The organism is Pseudomonas sp. KnCO4 (assembly GCF_045344305.1).
Lineage (GTDB): Bacteria > Pseudomonadota > Gammaproteobacteria > Pseudomonadales > Pseudomonadaceae > Aquipseudomonas > Aquipseudomonas anuradhapurensis.
The window spans coordinates 2,671,021-2,688,834 of sequence record NZ_CP174199.1; the positions used below are offsets into that span (position 1 = coordinate 2,671,021).

Sequence of the window (17,814 nt, forward strand, 5' to 3'; positions counted from 1 at the left end):
CACCGAATATCGACCCGGTGCCGATGGTTGCAAGCAGTCCCAAAATCCTCTCGCGCCTGCTGCTGGCAGGCGCCTTCACCTGCCTGTGCGCCTGCACCCAGGAACAGGGCCGCGACATGCTCGACCAGTTCGGCAACGGCAAGCCCAGCGAGCTGTTCCAGACCAGCGTCGACCGCATGGCCACGCTGGCCATGCGCGACAACCTGCAGAGCCTGTACCTGCTGATGAACAAGCTGTACCTGCGCAACCCCAGCCAGTGGAAACTGTCCGGCTACGTCGACGCCGCCACTGCCGAGCGGCAGATCCGCATCGCCATCGAACAACGCCAGCCGCTGCCGCAACTGGGCAAGCGCCGTGACCTGGCGGCCTTGAGTTATGCCCTGAGCCCGGAGTTTCGCGGCGATCGGGTCGGCGCGTTCATCTACGCCATCGGCAGCATGCTGATCACCGCGCATGGCGGGCGTACCGAGTTCTACATGACCGATACCATCGATCCGCTGTTCGTCAACAACGCTGCGCGCAACATCGAAAAGGCCACCTGGATGCTGAGCCAGCGACAAGATGCCAATGGCGAGCTGTTGCTGTTCTCCAATGAAATCTCCGAGGAAGGCAGCAACCTCAGCTTTGCCGTGGAGTTCGGCAAGATCGTGGCGCGCCTGGATTTGCTGGCCGAGCTGCTTGACGAACGCTATCGGCGGATTGGCCTGAATTACGCGCAGAGCTTGTTGTTGATGAACTTCCTGCCAGTACAGTGAGAGTACGGCACTGGAAACAGCGTGCGATAACCGAACGCCCATCGTCACCCGCTGTCCGCTATCCGCCCGGGCATTTCTCCCGTGCATTGCCCGACACCGGCCATTTTGCTTAAGTGGGGCATTCACCGGTTGTCGCCTGCACCCTGCGTCCCCGGCCGGCTCGATAGAATGAGCGTGACGACCGCAATCACTGCCTGTCTGGCCATCGGGCGCGGCGACCAGAACAACAACGATACCGAGTGCCTTGCCTATGGAAAGCCGCCTGCTGAGCGAGCGCAGTAGCGTGTTTCATCACGCCGACCCTTATGCTGTGTCCGATTATGTGAACCAGCATGTAGGCCAGCATTGCATCGGCCTGTCCCGCACCACCCATCCCCAGGCCAGCCTCAGCCACCGCAAGTTCGCCGAACTGGACCTGTGCCGCATCAGCTATGGCGGCAGCGTACGCGTCACCTCGCCAGCACTGGAAACCATCTACCACCTGCAGGTGTTGCTCAACGGCAACTGCTTGTGGCGTGGGCCCAAGCGCGAGCAGCACCTGGTACCGGGCGAGCTGCTGCTGATCAACCCGGATGATCCGGTCGACCTGACCTATTCGGAAGACTGCGAGAAATTCATCCTCAAGCTGCCGGCCCGGCTGCTCGACTCGATCTGCGACGAACAGCGCTGGCAGCGGCCCGATGGCGGTGTGCGCTTCCTGCGCAACCATTATCGGCTGGATGAGCTGGACGGTTTCGTCAACCTGCTGGCGATGGTGTGCCATGAAGCGGAAGTGAGCGATTCGTTGCCAAGGGTACAGGGCCATTACAGCCAGATCGTCGCCAGCAAGTTGCTGACGCTGATGACGACCAATATCCGTCGCGAGCGCCTGGGTTCACCCGGAGCAAGCCTGGAACGAATCCTCGACTACATCGAACGCAACCTAAGACTCGAACTTTCCGCCGAAGCGTTGGCAGAGCAGGCATGCATGAGCCTGCGCTCGTTGTATGCACTGTTCGACCGCCAGCTGGGCACCACGCCCAAGCAGTATGTGCGCCAGCGCAAGCTGGCGCAGGTGCATGCCTGCCTGGGCGATGCCAGCTGCAGCGTGCGCAGCGTGACCGAACTGGCCATGGACTACGGCTTCCTGCACCTGGGGCGGTTTTCCGAGGTGTATCGGCAGCAGTTTGGCGAGCTGCCCTCGGAAACCTTGCGCAAGCGGCGCTGAACCACAGCCACAACCTGCACAAAACGGATAGCACTGCGCACAAAGCGGATATTGCCGGCGCCTACCCATCCCTAACCTGACCAGGTCCAAACAATAACAAGGGAGACCCTGGCCATGTCCCTGGGATTCGACTACCTCAATGCCTTGCTCGAGGACGACCGTGAAAAGGGCATCTACCGCTGCAAGCGCGAGATGTTCACCGACCCACGCCTGTTCGATCTGGAGATGAAACACATCTTCGAGGGCAACTGGATCTACCTGGCCCACGAAAGCCAGATCCCCGAGAACAACGACTTCCTCACCCTGACCATGGGGCGCCAGCCGATCTTCATCGCGCGCAACAAGGACGGTGAGCTGAATGCCTTTCTCAACGCCTGCAGCCACCGTGGCGCCATGCTCTGCCGGCACAAGCGCGGCAACCGCTCCAGCTACACCTGCCCGTTCCACGGCTGGACGTTCAACAACAGCGGCAAGCTGCTGAAAGTGAAGGACCCAGGCAATGCCGGCTACCCCGCCAGCTTCAACTGCGACGGCTCCCACGACCTGACCAGGGTGGCGCGCTTCGAGTCGTACCGGGGCTTTCTGTTCGGCAGCCTGAAGGCCGACGTCAAACCGCTGGTCGAACACCTGGGCGAGTCGGCGAAAATCATCGACATGATCGTCGACCAGTCGCCAGAAGGCCTGGAAGTGTTGCGTGGAGCCAGTTCGTATATCTACGAAGGCAACTGGAAGCTCACCGCCGAAAACGGCGCCGACGGTTACCACGTCAGTTCCGTGCACTGGAACTACGCCGCCACCCAGAACCAGCGCAAGCAGCGCGAGGCGGGCGAGGCGATCAAGACCATGAGCGCTGGGGCCTGGGCCAAGCAGGGCGGTGGTTTCTACTCCTTCGACCACGGCCACCTGCTGCTGTGGACCCGCTGGGCCAACCCGGAGGACCGCCCGGCCTACGAGCGCCGGGAGCAGCTGGCGGCCGATTTCGGCCAGGCGCGTGCCGACTGGATGATCGAGAACTCGCGCAACCTGTGCCTGTACCCGAATGTGTACCTGATGGACCAGTTCAGCTCGCAGATCCGCATCGCCCGGCCGATTTCGGTGAACAAGACCGAAATCACCATCTATTGCATCGCGCCGAAAGGCGAGAGCGCCGATGCCCGCGCCAAGCGCATTCGCCAGTACGAAGATTTCTTCAACGTCAGCGGCATGGCCACCCCGGACGACCTCGAAGAGTTCCGCTCGTGCCAGACCGGCTACGGCGGCGGCAGCGGCTGGAACGACATGTCCCGTGGGGCTGCGCACTGGGTGCAAGGCGCCGACGAGGCGGCCAGGGAGATTGCGCTCAAGCCGCTGTTGTCTGGCGTGCGCACCGAGGACGAAGGCTTGTTCGTGCTGCAGCACAAGTACTGGCAGGACACCATGATCCAGGCCCTGAAGGACGAACAGCAACTGATCCCCGTGGAGGCCGTGCAATGAGCCTGTATGACACCGTGCGCGACTTCCTCTACCGCGAGGCGCGCTACCTGGACGACGCGCAATGGGACCAGTGGCTGGAACTGTACGCCAGCGATGCCACTTTCTGGATGCCGAGCTGGGACGATGACGACACCCTGACCGAGGACCCGCAAAGCGAAATCTCGCTGATCTGGTATGGCAACCGCGGCGGCCTGGAAGACCGCGTGTTCCGGATCAAGACCGAGCGTTCCAGCGCGACCGTGCCCGACACCCGCACCTCGCACAACATCAGCAACATCGAGATCGTCGGGCAGGCTGCCGGGCTGTGCCAGGTGCGCTTCAACTGGCACACCCTGAGCTTCCGCTACAAGACCACCGACAGTTACTTCGGCAGCAGTTTCTACACCCTCGACCTGCGCGGCGAGCAGCCGCTGATCAAGGCCAAGAAGGTGGTGCTGAAGAACGACTACGTGCGCCAGGTCATCGACATCTACCACATCTGATCCAGGGTCTTGCGAGTGCTGCCCGGCGCGTCCTGCGATGCGCCGCGGCCCGGCTCGCCCGCGAGGTGCAACATGAACTACCAGATCGCACTGAATTTCGAAGACGGGGTAACCCGCTTCATCGAAGCCTCCGGCCATGAAACCGTGGCCGATGCTGCCTACCGCCAGGGCATCAACATTCCGCTGGACTGCCGCGACGGCGCCTGCGGCACCTGCAAGTGCAAGGCCGAGTCCGGCCGTTACGAGCTCGGTGACAACTTCATCGACGATGCCCTGAGCGCAGACGAAGTCGCCCAAGGCTACGTGCTGACCTGCCAGATGCGCGCGGCAAGTGACTGCGTGATCCGCATTCCGGCCTCGTCGCAGTTGTGCAAGACCGAGCAGGCCTGTTTCGAGGCCACGATCAGTGGCGTGCGCCAGCTGTCGGCCAGTACCATCGCCCTGTCGCTCAGGGGTGAGGCCCTCAGCCGCCTGGCGTTCCTGCCCGGGCAATACGTCAACCTCAAGGTGCCGGGCAGCGAGCACAGCCGCGCCTATTCGTTCAGCTCGCTGCAGAAGGACGGCGAGGTCAGCTTCCTGATCCGCAACGTGCCGGGCGGGCTGATGAGCAGTTTCCTGACCCACCTGGCCAAGGCCGGCGATAGCATGACCCTGGCCGGGCCGCTGGGCAGCTTCTACCTGCGGCCAATCCAGCGCCCGCTGCTGTTGCTGGCTGGTGGCACCGGCCTGGCACCGTTCACGGCAATGCTGGAGAAGATCGCCGAGCAGGGCAGCGAGCACCCGTTGCACCTGGTCTACGGGGTGACCAACGACTTCGACCTGGTCGAGCTCGACCGCCTGCAGGCCTTGGCGGCGCGCATCCCCAACTTCACCTTCAGCGCCTGCGTGGCCAACCCGCACAGCCAGTACCCACGCAAGGGCTACGTGACCCAGCACATCGAGCCATGCCACCTCAACGATGGCGATGTCGACGTGTACCTGTGCGGCCCGCCGCCAATGGTCGAGGCGGTGAGCCAGTACCTGCGTGAGCAGGGCATCACCCCGGCGAACTTCTACTACGAGAAGTTCGCGGCAGCGGCCTGACCGCTTCTTTCATCGCAAGCAATACGCCAACCCTGTGGGAGCGGGCGTGCCCGCGAAGAGGCCAGCGAGTTCAACGACGTTGTCTGGCCGGATGCGTTCGCGGGCCTGCCCGCTCCCACAGGGGCCGTGGCGAACCGGAGAGATGGATATGAACAACAGATTCCAAGGCAAGGTCGCCCTGGTGACCGGCGCCGCCCAGGGCATTGGCCGTGGCGTATGCTGGCGGCTCAAGGCCGAAGGCGCGCAAGTGGTCGCGGTAGACCGCTCCGAACTGGTCCACGAACTGGCTGGCGAGGGCATGCTCACCCTCACTGCCGACCTCGAACAGCATGCCGACTGTGCGCGGGTCATGGCCAGCGCGGTAGCCACCTTCGGCCGCCTCGACATCCTGGTCAACAACGTCGGCGGCACCATCTGGGCCAAACCGTTCGAGCACTACCAGGTGGAGCAGATCGAAGCCGAAGTGCGCCGCTCACTGTTCCCCACGCTGTGGTGCTGCCACGCCGCCTTGCCCTACATGCTCGAACGCGGCAGCGGCGCCATCGTCAATGTCTCGTCCATCGCCACCCGGGGCATCAACCGCGTGCCCTACGGGGCGGCCAAGGGCGGCGTCAACGCGCTCACGGCCTGCCTGGCGTTCGAAACGGCCGGGCGCGGCATCCGGGTCAACGCCACCGCGCCCGGCGGCACTGAAGCGCCACCCCGGCGCGTGCCGCGCAACAACGCCGAACAGACCGAGCAGGAACAGCGCTGGTACCAGCAGATCGTCGAGCAGACCCTGGACAGCAGCCTGATGCACCGCTACGGCAGCATCGACGAGCAGGTGGGCGCAATTCTCTTCCTCGCTTCCGACGAGGCCTCGTACATCACCGGCGTGGTCTTGCCGGTGGGGGGCGGCGACCTCGGCTGAGCAATGCCCTGGCATGGTGCAACTACCGCAGCGATATCGACGAGAATCGCCTGACGCTGGTTTACACCTGGCAATTGTTCTAGACCCCGGTTTCGCATCCTGTAGGCACGGCCTGGCGCAGCCCATCGCGAGGCAAGGCCGTTCCTCCACCAGGCTGGTGCATCACGTTTGAGGTCCGGGAATTGCGCCTCGTGGCGGGTTGAGGGTAGTTTTTGCAAACCTAGCTTTCAGGAATGCCGCCCGTGGACTCCATTACCCAAGCCGTACTCGGCGCCGCCTTGCAAGGTAGCGTGCTCGGCCGCCTCCAGGGCCGCCGTTCGCTACTGTATGGTGCGGCGCTGGCCACGCTGCCCGACCTGGATGTGATCATCCGCTACGCCGACCCAGTGTCGCAGATGACCTATCACCGCGGCTTTTCCCACTCGCTGTTGGTGCTGACCGGGCTGGCCTGGCTGCTGGCCTGGCTGGTCAAGCGCTGCTGGCCAGGCCAGGGCTACAGCATGCCCAGGCTGTTCCTGGCATTCTGGCTGGTACTGGTCACCCACCCGCTGCTCGACGCCTTCACGGTGTATGGCACGCAGTTGTTCTGGCCTTTGCAGACAACCCCGCAGAGCTGGGCTGCGGTCTTCATCATCGACCCGGTCTACACCCTGCCGCTGCTGGCGGCGGTGATCTACGCCAGCTGCAAAGGGCTGACCGGCAAGGCCACGCGGCTGCTGACCCTGGCCCTGCTGTTCGGCGCGGCCTACCTGGGTTTCGGCCTGGCCGGGCGCATGGCGGCCGAGCAGCGCTTCCAGGCGGCGCTCGACCAGCAAGGCCTTGTCGCCAGCGAAGTACGCGCCGTGCCGATCGCCTTCAACAGCCTGGTCTGGCGGGTGCTGGCCAAGACCCCGGATGGCGATTACTACGAAGGCATCAGCAGCGGGTTTGACCGGCAGGCGCCAGAAATGCAGCGTTTGCCCCGTAACCTGGAATTGGCCAAGGTGCTTGCCGACCAGCCATTGCACCAGCGCCTGCGCTGGTTCACCGATGACTGGCTGCGCTACGACCAGATCGGCGATGCGCTGGTGGTCACCGACCTGCGCATGGGTATTCCAGGCAACTACACGTTCCGTTTCACCATGGCCCACCGCGACGACCAGGGGCGCTGGATGGCCGACGTGCCCTCGATGTGGCAGGGTGCCGGGCCAGGGTCGATGTTCAATGGCGATGACCTGGTGCTGATCTGGCGACGTATCGTCGACCAGCAGCCACCGTTGCCGTTGGCTGCATGGACCGATCGTTACCTGGGCGTCAGCACCGCTGAGCGGGGACACTGAGCGGCCAATGGCTGATGCCTGAGCGGGTAGGCTACCTGTTCCGCAGCTCGCGCAGGTGATCCCGCTCCCACAGGCCGGTGCAACCTCGGCGGGGGCGGGTTGGCTTGCGAAGCGGCCGCAACAGCAGGGCAGTCAGTTGCGCGCGAGCCGCCCGCTCACGTAATGCGCTACATCATTGAAGCCCGGCGTCGACGCATGCCCCGGTGTCACCAGCGAATCGATGAACGCCTCGTCTTCGGCGGTGATCTTCACGGCCAGCGCACCACCATAGGTGGCCCACTGCTCCTCGGTGCGCGGGCCGACAATCGCCGAGCTGACCAGCTGGTTGTTCAGCACCCAGGCGATCGCGAACTCGACCATGCCCACGCCCTTGGCCTGCGCGTAGGCCTGGATCTGCCGGGCAATGGCCAGCGACTCCTGGCGCCACTCCACCTCCATGATGCGTTTGTCCTGGCGCCCGGCCCGGCTAGCTGAATCCGGCGTGGCGCCCGGTGCATACTTGCCGCTGAGCACGCCGCGCGCCAGCGGGCTGTAGGGCACCACACCCAGGCCGTGGGCACCGGCAGCCGTCAGTTGCTCGGCTTCTGCCTGGCGGTTGACGATGTTGTACAGCGGTTGGCTGATCACCGGCCTGGGCACGCCCAGGCGCTCGGCAATGTGGCATACCTCGGCGATCCGCCAACCGCGGAAGTTGGATACGCCCCAATAGCGGATCTTGCCCTGGCGCAGCAGGTCGCCGATCGCCTGCACGCTTTCTTCCAGTGGCACCTTGTGGTCTTCGCGGTGCAGGTAGTAGATGTCCAGGTAGTCCATGTCCATGCGCGTCAAGGTCGCATGCAAGGCATTGAAGATATGCTTGCGCGACAGCCCGCTGCGGTTGGGCAAGCCATCGGCCGGGCCGAAACCGACCTTGCTGGCGACGATCCAGTCCTGACGATGGCGGGCCACCGCTTCGCCGACGATCTCTTCCGAGCGCCCGGCGTTGTACACGTCGGCGGTGTCGATGAAGTTGATACCCTGGTCCCAGGCCTTGTCGATGATGCGCAGGGCGTCTTCGGTGCTGGTCTGCTCGCCGAACATCATGCTGCCCAGGGTCAGGGCGGAAACCTGCAGGCCACTGTGGCCGAGGGGGCGGTAGATCATGCGCGTGGTTCCTTTTGCAGTCGGCTGAGCTGCCTGTTTTACACACAACCGGGGCGCATTGAAAGGCGCACCTCAACCGATCAGCAGCCGTGCCTCCTGCAGGCTCAACGGGCGCTTCATGCGTTGCGACAGTGTCGCCATGGCATCCGAGTAGCCCTTGGCAATTACCGCCTCGACCCGCTCGTCCAGGCATTGCAAGGCGATGAAGTCACCTTGCTCCGGGGCGCCGACGAACTCGATATGGTTCCACTCCTGCGCATGGCCCAGTACCTCGTAGGTGCAGCCGTGCTGGTAGGTCCAGAAGAACGGCACGTCGGCGTAGCGGCGCTGTTCGCCGAGCATGTTCGCGGCGGCGATCACCCCGTGTTGCTGGGCCAGGCGCCAATGCTCGATGCGCACCGGGCGCCCGGTGAGCGGGAAGGTGGCGATATCGCCCGCAGCCCACAGGCCATCTGCAGCACGCATTTCGGCATCGACCTGCACCGATTTGTCTTCCCTCAGCTGCACGCCCTGAATGAACCCGGTGGCCGGCTTGACCCCGGTGCCGAGCAAGACCAGGGGCGTGTGCAGCCGTTCACCGTTCGCCAGCAGCACGGCTTCGACCTTGCCATTGCCGTCGATGCGCTCGACCTCGGTGGGGCCGTGGAAGACCACCCCCTTGCGTTCATGCAGGGCACGGATACTACGGCCGATGCGCTCACCCAACTGGCGAGCCAGGGGCACTTCATGGCGGCTGACCAGGTGCACCTGCACACCGTATTTGCGCAAGGCCGAGGCGGCTTCCAGGCCGATGAAGCCATCGCCGACGATTACCACCGGCTGGCCGGGTTCGGCAGCATCGAGCAGTTGCGCGGCATCCTCCCGTGAACGCAGGGTGAACACCCCAGGCAGCTCGACCCCCGGGATCTCGGGGCGCAGCGCCTTGCCACCCGTGGCCAGCAGGCAGGCGTCATAGTCGATCTGCTGGCCGTCGGCCAGGGTCAGCTGGCGCTTCTGGCTGTTCAATGTGCGGACCTTGCCATGCCTGCGCTGCAACTGGCCCTGGCGCAGGGCGTTGGGGTCGAGCAGGGCAGGTACGTCGTCGGGTGACATCTGCCCGGCGATGACGAATTTGCTGAGCGCCGTGCGGTCATAGCCTGGCTGGCGTTCCTGGTCGATCCAGATCAGGCGCCCGGCGAAACCATGGGCCAGCAGCGTGGCCACCGCGGCGCTGCCGGCTGCACCGGCGCCGACCACCACGAAGCATCGGGCATCGCTGTGCCTGGGGGGTTCGACGGCCGGCAGCGGTTGATCATCGACCCAGACCTCGTCGCCCTTGACCCAGGCCTTGTAGCGGCGCAGGTCGGCCAGGGCCGGCGGCTCGCACACCGCGCCTTCGTCGACAGCGAACGCGGCCTTGTGCCATGGGCAGACCAGCAGGCCGCCGCAGACGACACCTTCGTTGAGCGGAGCACCTTCGTGGGGACAGTTGCCCTGGTAGGCATGTACCTGGTCGCCTTGGCGGATCAGGATGAGTTCCTCGCTGCCGGCCTGGACGCGCAGGGGGCGATGTGGGTCAAGCTCGGCCAGGCGGGCCACGGCGTGCTCGGTCATGGAATTCTCCAAAGGGGCCTTTGGAATCATTTGACGCCTGGACGGTGGTGGCGATGCGTCGAGCTGACGATCGGAGGGGCAAGCCATTGTGAGCGTCGGCTCGATGTAGAAGCGGATTTATCCGCGAAGCAGGCGACGCGATGGCTGGCACCGGCTCTGCCGGTGATCGCGGCTGAAGCCGCTCCTACAGGTACGGCGTCCAGTCGAAGCCGTTTGTAGGAGCGGATTCATCCGCGAAGCAGGCGATGCGGTGGCTGGCACCGGCTCTGCCGGTGGTCGCGGCTGAAGCCGCGGCAATTCGAAGCCAGCGCAGTACCCCGTTGGAGCGGGTTTACCCACGAAAGGGTTCAACTGGCCCGTGCGGTATCCAGTGCAGCGGCACGCGTCGCCCGCAAGGCCACCAGGCTACCAAGCACGATCAGCGCTGCCAGCGAATACAGCGCAGCATCGGTGGAGCCGGTCTGATCCTTGATGAAACCGACCAGGTACGGGCTGAGGAAACCGGCCATCTGGCCCACCGAGTTGATGATCGCCAGCCCGGCCACTGCCGCGCTGGCGGTGAGCAGCGCGGTCGGCATCGGCCAGAACATCGGCAGGCCGGTGAGTGCGCCCATGGTGGCGATCGACAGACCGAGGATGGCGACGGTCGGGTTGCCGGCGAAATTCACCGCGATCAGCAGGCCGACGGCGCCCATCAGCATCGGTACCACCAGGTGCCAGCGGCGTTCGTTGCGCAGGTCGGCCGAGCGCCCGCAGAGGATCATGAACACACCGGCCAGCAAATACGGGATGGCGCTGAGCCAGCCGATCAGCAATGGGTTGTCGAAGCCCATGTTCTTGATGATCGACGGCAGCCAGAAGTTGATCGCGTACACGCCGCTCTGGATGCAGAAGTAGACGAAACCGAACGTCCAGACCAGCGGGTTGCCGAGCACGGCGAGCACACCGTCGCCGCGGGTGCTCGGCTTGCTGGCGGCCTCGGCCTGCAGGTCGGCGGCGATCAGTTGGCGCTGTGCGGGGCTCAGCCAGTTGGCTTTCTGGTAGCCATCACTGAGCAGGAACGCCGCCAATACCCCCAGCGCGACGGTTGGCAGGCCCTGGATCAGGAACATCCACTGCCAGCCGGCCAGGCCGTGCTGGCCGGCCGCGAAGTGCTCCAGGATCCAGCCGGAGAACGGCCCGCCGAGCAGCCCCGATACCGGGATCGCCGACATGAACAGGGCCATGATGCGGCCACGCCGGGCGGCCGGGAACCACCGCGAGAGGTACAGCACCACGCCGGGGAAAAAGCCGGCTTCGGCGGCGCCGGTCAGCAGGCGCAACGCGTAGAACTCGGTAGGCGTGGTAACGAACAACAGGCAGGTGGAGAGGCTACCCCAGGCGATCATCATCAGCGCGATCCAGCGCCGTGGGCCGAAGCGGTTGAGCGCCAGGTTGCTCGGCAGGCCGCAGAGCACGTAGCCGATGAAGAAGATGCCGGCGCCAAGGCCGTACACCGTTTCGCTGAATTGCAGCGCGTCGAGCATCTGCAGCTTGGCAAAGCCGACGTTGACGCGGTCCAGGTAGTTGAACAGGTAGCAGATGAAAATGAACGGAATCAGCCGCAGGGTGATGCGCCGGTACAGCGCGTCGCGGTTGGTGTCCGTGCCTTGGTCAGGGGCGGGGCTGTATGCCATGATCGGGTTCTCTGTTGTTATGGTTGTCGCCGCGTCGCCTGTTCCGGCGCTCGCCCTGACGAGTCTCGGGGACGGCGGCGAGCCTGTCTTTGTGCTTTTGCACAGCGCTGGTGCCGCGCGGCTGTGCCCGAGCCCAAAAGCCTAGGCTCTGTATGAAAAGTCTTGAGACGCAGGTCAGGCAAGGCGAAAACAGCCGAGGAAGCGGAGTGTACTGGAGTACATGAGCATTCCGAGGCTGTTTTCAACGCAGCATGAACAAGTATCAAGGCTTTTCGTACAGAGCCTAACACCCCAAGGACCGTTGAATGTTCGAACTCGACCATGACCTGGCACAGGATATCGTTGACCGGGCGATGGCCATCTTGCCGTGCAACGTCAATGTGATGGACAGCCAGGGGCTGATCCTGGGCAGTGGCGAACCGGAGCGTATCAACACCCGCCACGAGGGGGCGCAACTGGTGCTGGCCAACGGCCGCATCGTCGAACTGGACAGCGACGCGGCCAAGTGCCTGAAGGGCGTGCAACCGGGGGTGAACCTGCCGCTGATGTTCGATGGCAGGCTGATGGGCGTGCTTGGCCTGACCGGCGACCCACAGCAGCTGCGCACCTACGGTGAGCTGGTACGCATGACCGCCGAAATGCTCCTGGCCCAGCGCCATTTGCAGGCCGACCAGCAATGGCGGCGGCAGCGCTGTGATGACCTGCTGGCGCTGCTGCTGGGCGGCAGCGGTGATTCGCCCCGGCTGCTCGACGAAGCCCGGCAACTGGGGCTCAAGCCGCAGTTGCCGCGGGTACCCTGCCTGTTCGAACTGGCCTCGGGGGCACCTGCCGAAGCGTTGGCCGGGTGGTTGACCAGCCGTTATCCGGACAGCTGGTGCGTAAGCCCCGCGCGCGAGTCCTTGCTGTGGTGCCGCCCCGCGGCGCTGGCGCTCGACGCGCCGCGCCTGCTGGAACGCCTGGAGCGCCATGGCTGGCTGGTCGCGCGCCTGGCCCTGGGCAGTGCAGCGCAAAGCCTGGAACAACTGCGCCGGGGCTACCGCCGGGTACGTGACTTGCTGGCCTATGGCCGCGAGGTGGTGCCTGGCGAGCGCCTGCTCAGCCTGCAGCGCTACCGGCTGCCGGCCCTGCTATGGCGGCACCGCAACGATGATGCGCTGGATGAATTGCTGGAACCGTTGCAGCGTATTCGCGCCAAGGACAGCAACGGCCAGCTGCTCGCCACCCTGCGTGCCTGGTGTGCCCATGACGGCCAGAGCCAGGCCTGTGCCGATGCACTGGGTATCCACCGCAACAGCTTGCGCTACCGCCTGGAGCGCATCGCCGAGCTGGGCGAAGTGGACCCGCTGCGCATGGAAGGTATGCTCAGCTTGTACCTGGCGTTGCAGCTACTGCCCGCCGACTGACGCCGCTGCGATCGCTGTAGGCGCGGCCTTGCGCCGCCAGAAAAGGCCTGCGCCGGTGCACGAAGGCATTTGCCCAAACAACCCGCAGAGCATTTTGTGCAAGCGACCGAGGCCAGCGTGGCAGCCACCTGTCAGCATGCCGCTGATCAGGACAGGAGAAGCCCCATGAAGATCGTCATCGCCCCCGACTCGTTCAAGGACAGCCTCGACGCTGCCGCTGTCGCCCGTGCCATCGCCGCGGGCCTGGGCGAGGCCTGGCCGGACGCCGAGCTGCGCGAATGCCCGATGGCCGACGGCGGCGAGGGCACCATGCAGGCGATTCTTGCCGCCAGCCACGGCGAACTGCGCCGGCAGACCGTGCGTGGTCCCCTGGGGCAAAGCGTCGAAGCCGGTTGGGGCTGGTTGCCACAGAGCCGCACAGCAATCATCGAAATGGCCCAGGCCAGTGGCCTGCAACTGGTGCCCAGCGGCCAGCGCGATGCCTGTCGCAGCAGCAGCTGGGGGACCGGTGAGCTGATCGCTGCCGCCTTGGCCGCCGGCGCGCAGCGGGTGGTGTTGGCAATCGGTGGTAGCGCCACCAACGATGCCGGCAGCGGCATGCTGCGGGCACTCGGCCTGCGCCTGCTGGACGCTGACGGGCAAGCGTTGGAGGAGGGCGGCCTGGCCCTGGCCAGGCTGGCCCGCATCGATGCCAGCGACCTCGACCCGCGCCTGGCCGAGGTAGCGTTCGAGGTCGCCGCAGACGTCGACAACCCGCTGTGTGGCAGCCATGGTGCGTCGGTGGTCTTTGGTCCGCAGAAGGGTGCCAATGCGCAGCAGGTACAGGCGCTGGACCAGGCCCTGGGGCATTTTGCCAACCATTGTGCGCAGCTGCTGGGCAAGGATGTGCGCGACTACCCGGGTTGTGGCGCTGCCGGCGGCATGGGCTTCGCGGCCCGGGCCTTCATGGCCGCGCAGTTCCGCCCCGGGGTGGAAGTGGTGGCCGAACTGGCCGGCCTGGAGGCCTTGGTGCAGGGCGCCGACCTGGTGATAACCGGCGAAGGGCGTTTCGATGCGCAGACCTTGCGCGGCAAGACCCCCATGGGCGTGGCGCGCCTGGCCAAGCGCCATGGCGTGCCGGTGGTGGTGCTGGCCGGGACCCTGGGTGAAGGCTACCAGCAGCTGTATGCGCATGGGGTCGATGCGGCCTTTGCCTTGGCCAGCGGGCCGATGAGCCTGGAACAGGCCTGTGCCGATGCTGCCAGCCTGCTGCGCGCGCGGGCCTGTGACATTGGCCGTTTGTGGCACAGCGCAAGGCGAAGCTGATCGCTGCTGGGGCTGCCCGTGCGCGCCGGAATAGCGCTGGCCCGGCCGCTCGGCAGCACGGCCAGGCTGCCAGCGAGGCGTCAGGGAATCAGCGCTTGCGCCTGGCTGGCCGGTAGCACGGCCAGTTCGCCAAAGCGCTGCGCCGCGTCGATGTAGCGCAATGCGGATTTGGCGTCCTTCCAGCCCACGTAGCTCATCAGCGATTTCAGTTCCCAGCCGTTGGCCGTGGCCCAGGTGGCGAAACCACGGCGCAGCGAGTGGCCGGTATACAGCGCCGCCGGCACCTCGGCACGCGCCAGCATGCGCCGCAGCAGGCCGACCAGGCTGTTGCTGTTGAGCGCGGCGTCACCCAGGTTGCCCCAGCGGTCCAGCTTGCGGAACACCGGCCCGTGGGCGATGCCGGCCACCTCCAGCCATTGCAGGTAGGCCGTGACCGGGCACAGCGCCTTCAGCGCCGGCGTGCGGTGCTGCACCCCCAGCGCTTCGCGGTCGCCCTTGCTGCGCGGCAGGAACAGGGTAATGCCGACACCGGCCTCGGCATGGATGTGCTCGATACGCAGCCGCGCCAGCTCATCGCCACGAAAACCGCGCCAGAAGCCCAGCAACAGCAAGGCCGCATCGCGACGGGCGCGGCGCAGGGCGGCCAGGTCATGCCGTTGCCGGGCCTGGCGGGCTTCTTCTTCGAAACACGCCACGGCGCTTTGCAAATGCTGCAGCAACAACGGCGCGGCCTGCTTCGGCGGTGTCGGGTGCAAGGTGCGGATACCGCGCAGCACCTGGCGCACCAACGGTGCCTTGGTCGGGTCGGGGAACCCTTGGGCAACGTGCCATTGGCTGAGCGCAGCCAGGCGCTGGCGCAAGGTGCTGACGGTATGCAGTTCGGCATGCTCGGCCAGGTAGCGGGCGATGCTCTCGGCCGTGGCCGGGAGAAAGCCACCCCAGTGGGTTTCGAAATGCGCGATGGCGGCCTGGTAGCTGCGCCGGGTGTTGTCACGCGTGGCGGCGCGCAGGTAGCGCTCGATGTCGGTCATGGTGCGGTGTCGATGGGCAATGGGCACACAATAAACCGAAAAGGGTTTGGCTGTCCTGCGCTGCCGGCACCCGGGTCAGACGCAAGCCTTGGCCTGGAGGCCGTTGAACGGCGCATAGTCACGCAGCTGCGCCGGCGACAGTGGCCGACTGAAGTGGTAGCCCTGGGCAATATCGCAGCCGGCGAGTTTCAGGCATACCACCTGCTCGCGGGTTTCCACGCCCTCGGCTACCACTTCCAGGCCCAGGCGTTTGGCCAGGATGATGGTGGAGGACACGATCGGGCTGTCGTCATGGCTGTTGGACAATGCTGCGATCAGCGAGCGGTCGATCTTCAGCTTGCTCAGCGGCAGCGTGTGCAGGTGGGCAAAGCCGGCGTAGCCACGGCCGAAGTCGTCCAGGCTGATACCCAGGCCGGCCCTGCGCAAGCTGTGTAGCTGCGCCACTGACGTGCCTTCAGGATCAAGAATGGTGGTTTCAGTGATTTCCAGCTCCAGCCGCTGTGGCTCGATGCCGTGCTGTTGCAGTTTGGCCAACAACTGCGCGGCGAAACCCGGCTGACGCAGTTGCAGGGCAGATACGTTCACCGCCAGCCGCGTCTCACGGCCCTGGCTGGCCCACGCCGCCAATGCCTCGCAGGCCAGGCGCAGCACCTCCCAGCCCAGCTCGACGATGAAGCCGCTGCGCTCGGCAAGGCCGATGAAGCGGTCCGGGTAGAGCAGGCCGAATTCGGGATGGTCCCAGCGTACCAAGGCTTCGTAGCCCAGTACCTGCTGGGTGTCGAGACGGATCTGCGGCTGGAAGTGGAGCACGAACTGGCGTTCGGCCAAGGCGCTGCCGAAGGCCTGTTCGAGGGTGAAAGCCTGGATATCGGCCAGGTTCAGCGACGGGTCGAAAAAGCGGTACTGGGCACGCCCGGCCTGCTTGGCCGAGTACATCGCGGCATCGGCGCTGCGGATCAGGCTGTCGATGTCCTGGCCATCGCGCGGGCAGATGCTCACGCCTACGCTGGGGCTGGTGTTGACCTCCTGGCCGTCCAGGGCGTAGGTGGCCGAAAGTCTCTGCACCAGTTGGCGGACCCAGGCATTGATCTGTTCCTCGCTGCGCTCACCCGCCAGCAACACCACGAACTCGTCGCCGCCAAAGCGCGAAGCCTCGTCGCCGGGCGCCAGCAGGCGCTGGATGCGCCCGGCCACGGCCTGCAACAGCAGGTCGCCGACCTTGTGCCCCAGCGAATCGTTGATCGACTTGAAGCGGTCCATGTCGATGAACAGAATTGCCATCAGGCGCCGTTTGCCGCGCTGGCGGGTCAGTGCCTGGCCAGCCACCTCGACGAACTGGCGGCGGTTGTGCAGGCCGCTGAGGTGGTCGGTGGCAGCGGCGTGGCTGCTGCGCCGGTGTTCCGCCTCAAGGCGCTCGATCAGTTGCTGGTTGACCTGCTGAGCCTGCTCCAGCGCGCTGAACGCCTCCTGGCGTTTGCGCAACAGGCGCAAGGTCCACAGCAGGCTGGCGAGGATCATCAGGGTCATGCCCAGGGTCAGCCAGAATTGCCAGGTGTTGGCCAGTGCAGCAGGTGCCAGGACCTCGTCCTGCCGCTGGCTGACCACCACGCTGAAGCCGCGCTCGGGTATGCGCCGGTACAGGCTCTGGTAGGGGACACCGGCTGCGTACTGCGTCAGCTTGCCCGCTTCATTGGCGTTGCCGGGCAGCACAGGCTGCAGCGCAGCAGTGGCCTTGGCGATGACGGCCGTCAATGCGCAGGCGTTCCAGGCCATCTTCCTGCAGCAACCGCACCAGCCCGCTGCTGCCCAGGTCGATGTGCTGCAGCAGCACCGCGAGGTAGCCGCTATCCAGCTGCACCAGCAGGAGGCTGTCGAGGTCGTGGCCGCGCGGATCGGTCAGCGGCAGCAGAAAGGCTAGCTGCCGGTCGGGCAGGGTAGCTGGCTGGCGGGAGGGTTGCAGGCTGGGCAGGAAGGGCTTGAAGCCATAGCGCGACACGTGCCGTTGCAGCTCCTGCAGCCAGGCTTGGGGCAATTCGGCAGCCACGTCGGCATGGCTGGCCGACAGTAGCCTGCCTTGCCGGTCGTACAGGCTCATGCGCTTGAACAGCGGGTCTTCGGCAAGCAGCTTCGGCAGGCTGACATTGCCCTGGCGCAGGGCCTCCAGGTCATCCTGGGTAACCCGGCCCAGCGCCTGTGCGCGGTCGACCAGCTGACGCAGGCTTTCGCCGACCAGGCTGGCCAGGTTCTGGTGTTCGGCAGCCTTGGCCGCCAGCGCATCCTGCCTTGCGGTCGCCCTTTGCGACACGTGCAGCCCCCAGAGAAACGCCAGGGTCGCTGCACACAGCATCAGGATCAGCAGCCGGAGAAGGCTGGCGGATGAAAGCGAACGGCGAATCACTGCTGGTAGTTCCCGACCCTGGGTAATGGTCGAAAA

General features: G+C 65.5%; 13 protein-coding genes and 1 pseudogene. 9 read left to right on the plus strand and 5 right to left on the minus strand.

Annotated features, from left to right (window positions below; translation table 11 throughout):
• Nucleotides 1-23: 23 nt before the first annotated feature.
• From ACJA3S_RS12615 to ACJA3S_RS12645, 7 genes are all read left to right on the plus strand, one after another.
• On the plus strand, nucleotides 24-755 hold the full coding sequence (locus ACJA3S_RS12615) for a hypothetical protein (RefSeq protein ID WP_406822097.1): 732 nt from the start codon (nucleotides 24-26) through the stop codon (nucleotides 753-755).
• A gap of 250 nt (nucleotides 756-1,005) precedes the next feature.
• Entirely contained in the window at nucleotides 1,006-1,962 is a 957-nt protein-coding gene (locus ACJA3S_RS12620; protein ID WP_406822098.1) for an AraC family transcriptional regulator, read from the plus strand.
• A 114-nt stretch (nucleotides 1,963-2,076) separates the two neighbouring features.
• Complete coding sequence (benA, locus tag ACJA3S_RS12625) at nucleotides 2,077-3,435, plus strand: benzoate 1,2-dioxygenase large subunit (RefSeq protein ID WP_406822099.1); 1,359 nt, start codon at nucleotides 2,077-2,079, stop codon at nucleotides 3,433-3,435.
• Nucleotides 3,432-3,917: a benzoate 1,2-dioxygenase small subunit gene (gene benB / locus ACJA3S_RS12630; protein WP_406822100.1), complete on the plus strand. Its 486-nt coding sequence runs from the start codon at nucleotides 3,432-3,434 to the stop codon at nucleotides 3,915-3,917. Before benA ends, benB begins: the two co-directional genes overlap by 4 nt.
• A 72-nt stretch (nucleotides 3,918-3,989) precedes the next feature.
• Nucleotides 3,990-5,000 (plus strand): benzoate 1,2-dioxygenase electron transfer component BenC, encoded by a 1,011-nt coding sequence (benC, locus tag ACJA3S_RS12635; RefSeq protein ID WP_406822101.1) that lies wholly within the window; start codon nucleotides 3,990-3,992, stop codon nucleotides 4,998-5,000.
• 148 nt (nucleotides 5,001-5,148) lie between these two features.
• Nucleotides 5,149-5,910, plus strand: a complete 762-nt coding sequence (locus ACJA3S_RS12640) for a 1,6-dihydroxycyclohexa-2,4-diene-1-carboxylate dehydrogenase (RefSeq protein WP_406822102.1) — start codon at nucleotides 5,149-5,151, stop codon at nucleotides 5,908-5,910.
• A 242-nt stretch (nucleotides 5,911-6,152) separates the two neighbouring features.
• Entirely contained in the window at nucleotides 6,153-7,229 is a 1,077-nt protein-coding gene (locus ACJA3S_RS12645; RefSeq protein WP_406822103.1) for a metal-dependent hydrolase, read from the plus strand.
• Nucleotides 7,230-7,361: 132 nt separating this feature from the next.
• Here ACJA3S_RS12645 and ACJA3S_RS12650 read toward each other — a convergent pair whose 3' ends face one another.
• From ACJA3S_RS12650 to ACJA3S_RS12660, 3 genes are all read right to left on the minus strand, one after another.
• Complete coding sequence (locus tag ACJA3S_RS12650; protein WP_406822104.1) at nucleotides 7,362-8,372, minus strand: aldo/keto reductase; 1,011 nt, start codon at nucleotides 8,370-8,372, stop codon at nucleotides 7,362-7,364.
• Nucleotides 8,373-8,444: 72 nt separating this feature from the next.
• Nucleotides 8,445-9,965: an FAD-dependent oxidoreductase gene (locus ACJA3S_RS12655; protein ID WP_406822105.1), complete on the minus strand. Its 1,521-nt coding sequence runs from the start codon at nucleotides 9,963-9,965 to the stop codon at nucleotides 8,445-8,447.
• Between the two features lie 347 nt (nucleotides 9,966-10,312).
• Nucleotides 10,313-11,641: an MFS transporter gene (locus ACJA3S_RS12660; protein ID WP_406822106.1), complete on the minus strand. Its 1,329-nt coding sequence runs from the start codon at nucleotides 11,639-11,641 to the stop codon at nucleotides 10,313-10,315.
• 305 nt (nucleotides 11,642-11,946) lie between these two features.
• Here ACJA3S_RS12660 and ACJA3S_RS12665 point away from each other — a divergent pair, with 305 nt between their 5' ends.
• Nucleotides 11,947-13,044, plus strand: coding sequence for a sugar diacid recognition domain-containing protein (locus ACJA3S_RS12665; RefSeq protein ID WP_406822107.1), 1,098 nt, complete (start codon nucleotides 11,947-11,949; stop codon nucleotides 13,042-13,044).
• 165 nt (nucleotides 13,045-13,209) lie between these two features.
• Entirely contained in the window at nucleotides 13,210-14,349 is a 1,140-nt protein-coding gene (locus tag ACJA3S_RS12670; protein WP_406822108.1) for a glycerate kinase, read from the plus strand.
• A gap of 80 nt (nucleotides 14,350-14,429) precedes the next feature.
• On the opposite strand, the gene ACJA3S_RS12675 is transcribed toward ACJA3S_RS12670, so the two are convergent.
• Both ACJA3S_RS12675 and ACJA3S_RS12680 read right to left on the minus strand, forming a co-directional pair.
• Nucleotides 14,430-15,380, minus strand: coding sequence for a tyrosine-type recombinase/integrase (locus ACJA3S_RS12675; RefSeq protein WP_406822109.1), 951 nt, complete (start codon nucleotides 15,378-15,380; stop codon nucleotides 14,430-14,432).
• Nucleotides 15,381-15,455: 75 nt separating this feature from the next.
• A pseudogene (locus ACJA3S_RS12680) lies at nucleotides 15,456-17,778 on the minus strand (putative bifunctional diguanylate cyclase/phosphodiesterase).
• Nucleotides 17,779-17,814: the final 36 nt, after the last annotated feature.

Coding starts and splice junctions, on each gene's coding strand:
- ACJA3S_RS12615 (WP_406822097.1), top strand. CDS start 24: ATGGTTGCAAGCAGTCCCAAAATCCTCTCGCGCCTGCTGCTGGCAGGC.
- ACJA3S_RS12620 (WP_406822098.1), top strand. CDS start 1,006: ATGGAAAGCCGCCTGCTGAGCGAGCGCAGTAGCGTGTTTCATCACGCC.
- benA (WP_406822099.1), top strand. CDS start 2,077: ATGTCCCTGGGATTCGACTACCTCAATGCCTTGCTCGAGGACGACCGT.
- benB (WP_406822100.1), top strand. CDS start 3,432: ATGAGCCTGTATGACACCGTGCGCGACTTCCTCTACCGCGAGGCGCGC.
- benC (WP_406822101.1), top strand. CDS start 3,990: ATGAACTACCAGATCGCACTGAATTTCGAAGACGGGGTAACCCGCTTC.
- ACJA3S_RS12640 (WP_406822102.1), top strand. CDS start 5,149: ATGAACAACAGATTCCAAGGCAAGGTCGCCCTGGTGACCGGCGCCGCC.
- ACJA3S_RS12650 (WP_406822104.1), bottom strand. CDS start 8,372: ATGATCTACCGCCCCCTCGGCCACAGTGGCCTGCAGGTTTCCGCCCTG.
- ACJA3S_RS12655 (WP_406822105.1), bottom strand. CDS start 9,965: ATGACCGAGCACGCCGTGGCCCGCCTGGCCGAGCTTGACCCACATCGC.
- ACJA3S_RS12660 (WP_406822106.1), bottom strand. CDS start 11,641: ATGGCATACAGCCCCGCCCCTGACCAAGGCACGGACACCAACCGCGAC.
- ACJA3S_RS12665 (WP_406822107.1), top strand. CDS start 11,947: ATGTTCGAACTCGACCATGACCTGGCACAGGATATCGTTGACCGGGCG.
- ACJA3S_RS12670 (WP_406822108.1), top strand. CDS start 13,210: ATGAAGATCGTCATCGCCCCCGACTCGTTCAAGGACAGCCTCGACGCT.
- ACJA3S_RS12675 (WP_406822109.1), bottom strand. CDS start 15,380: ATGACCGACATCGAGCGCTACCTGCGCGCCGCCACGCGTGACAACACC.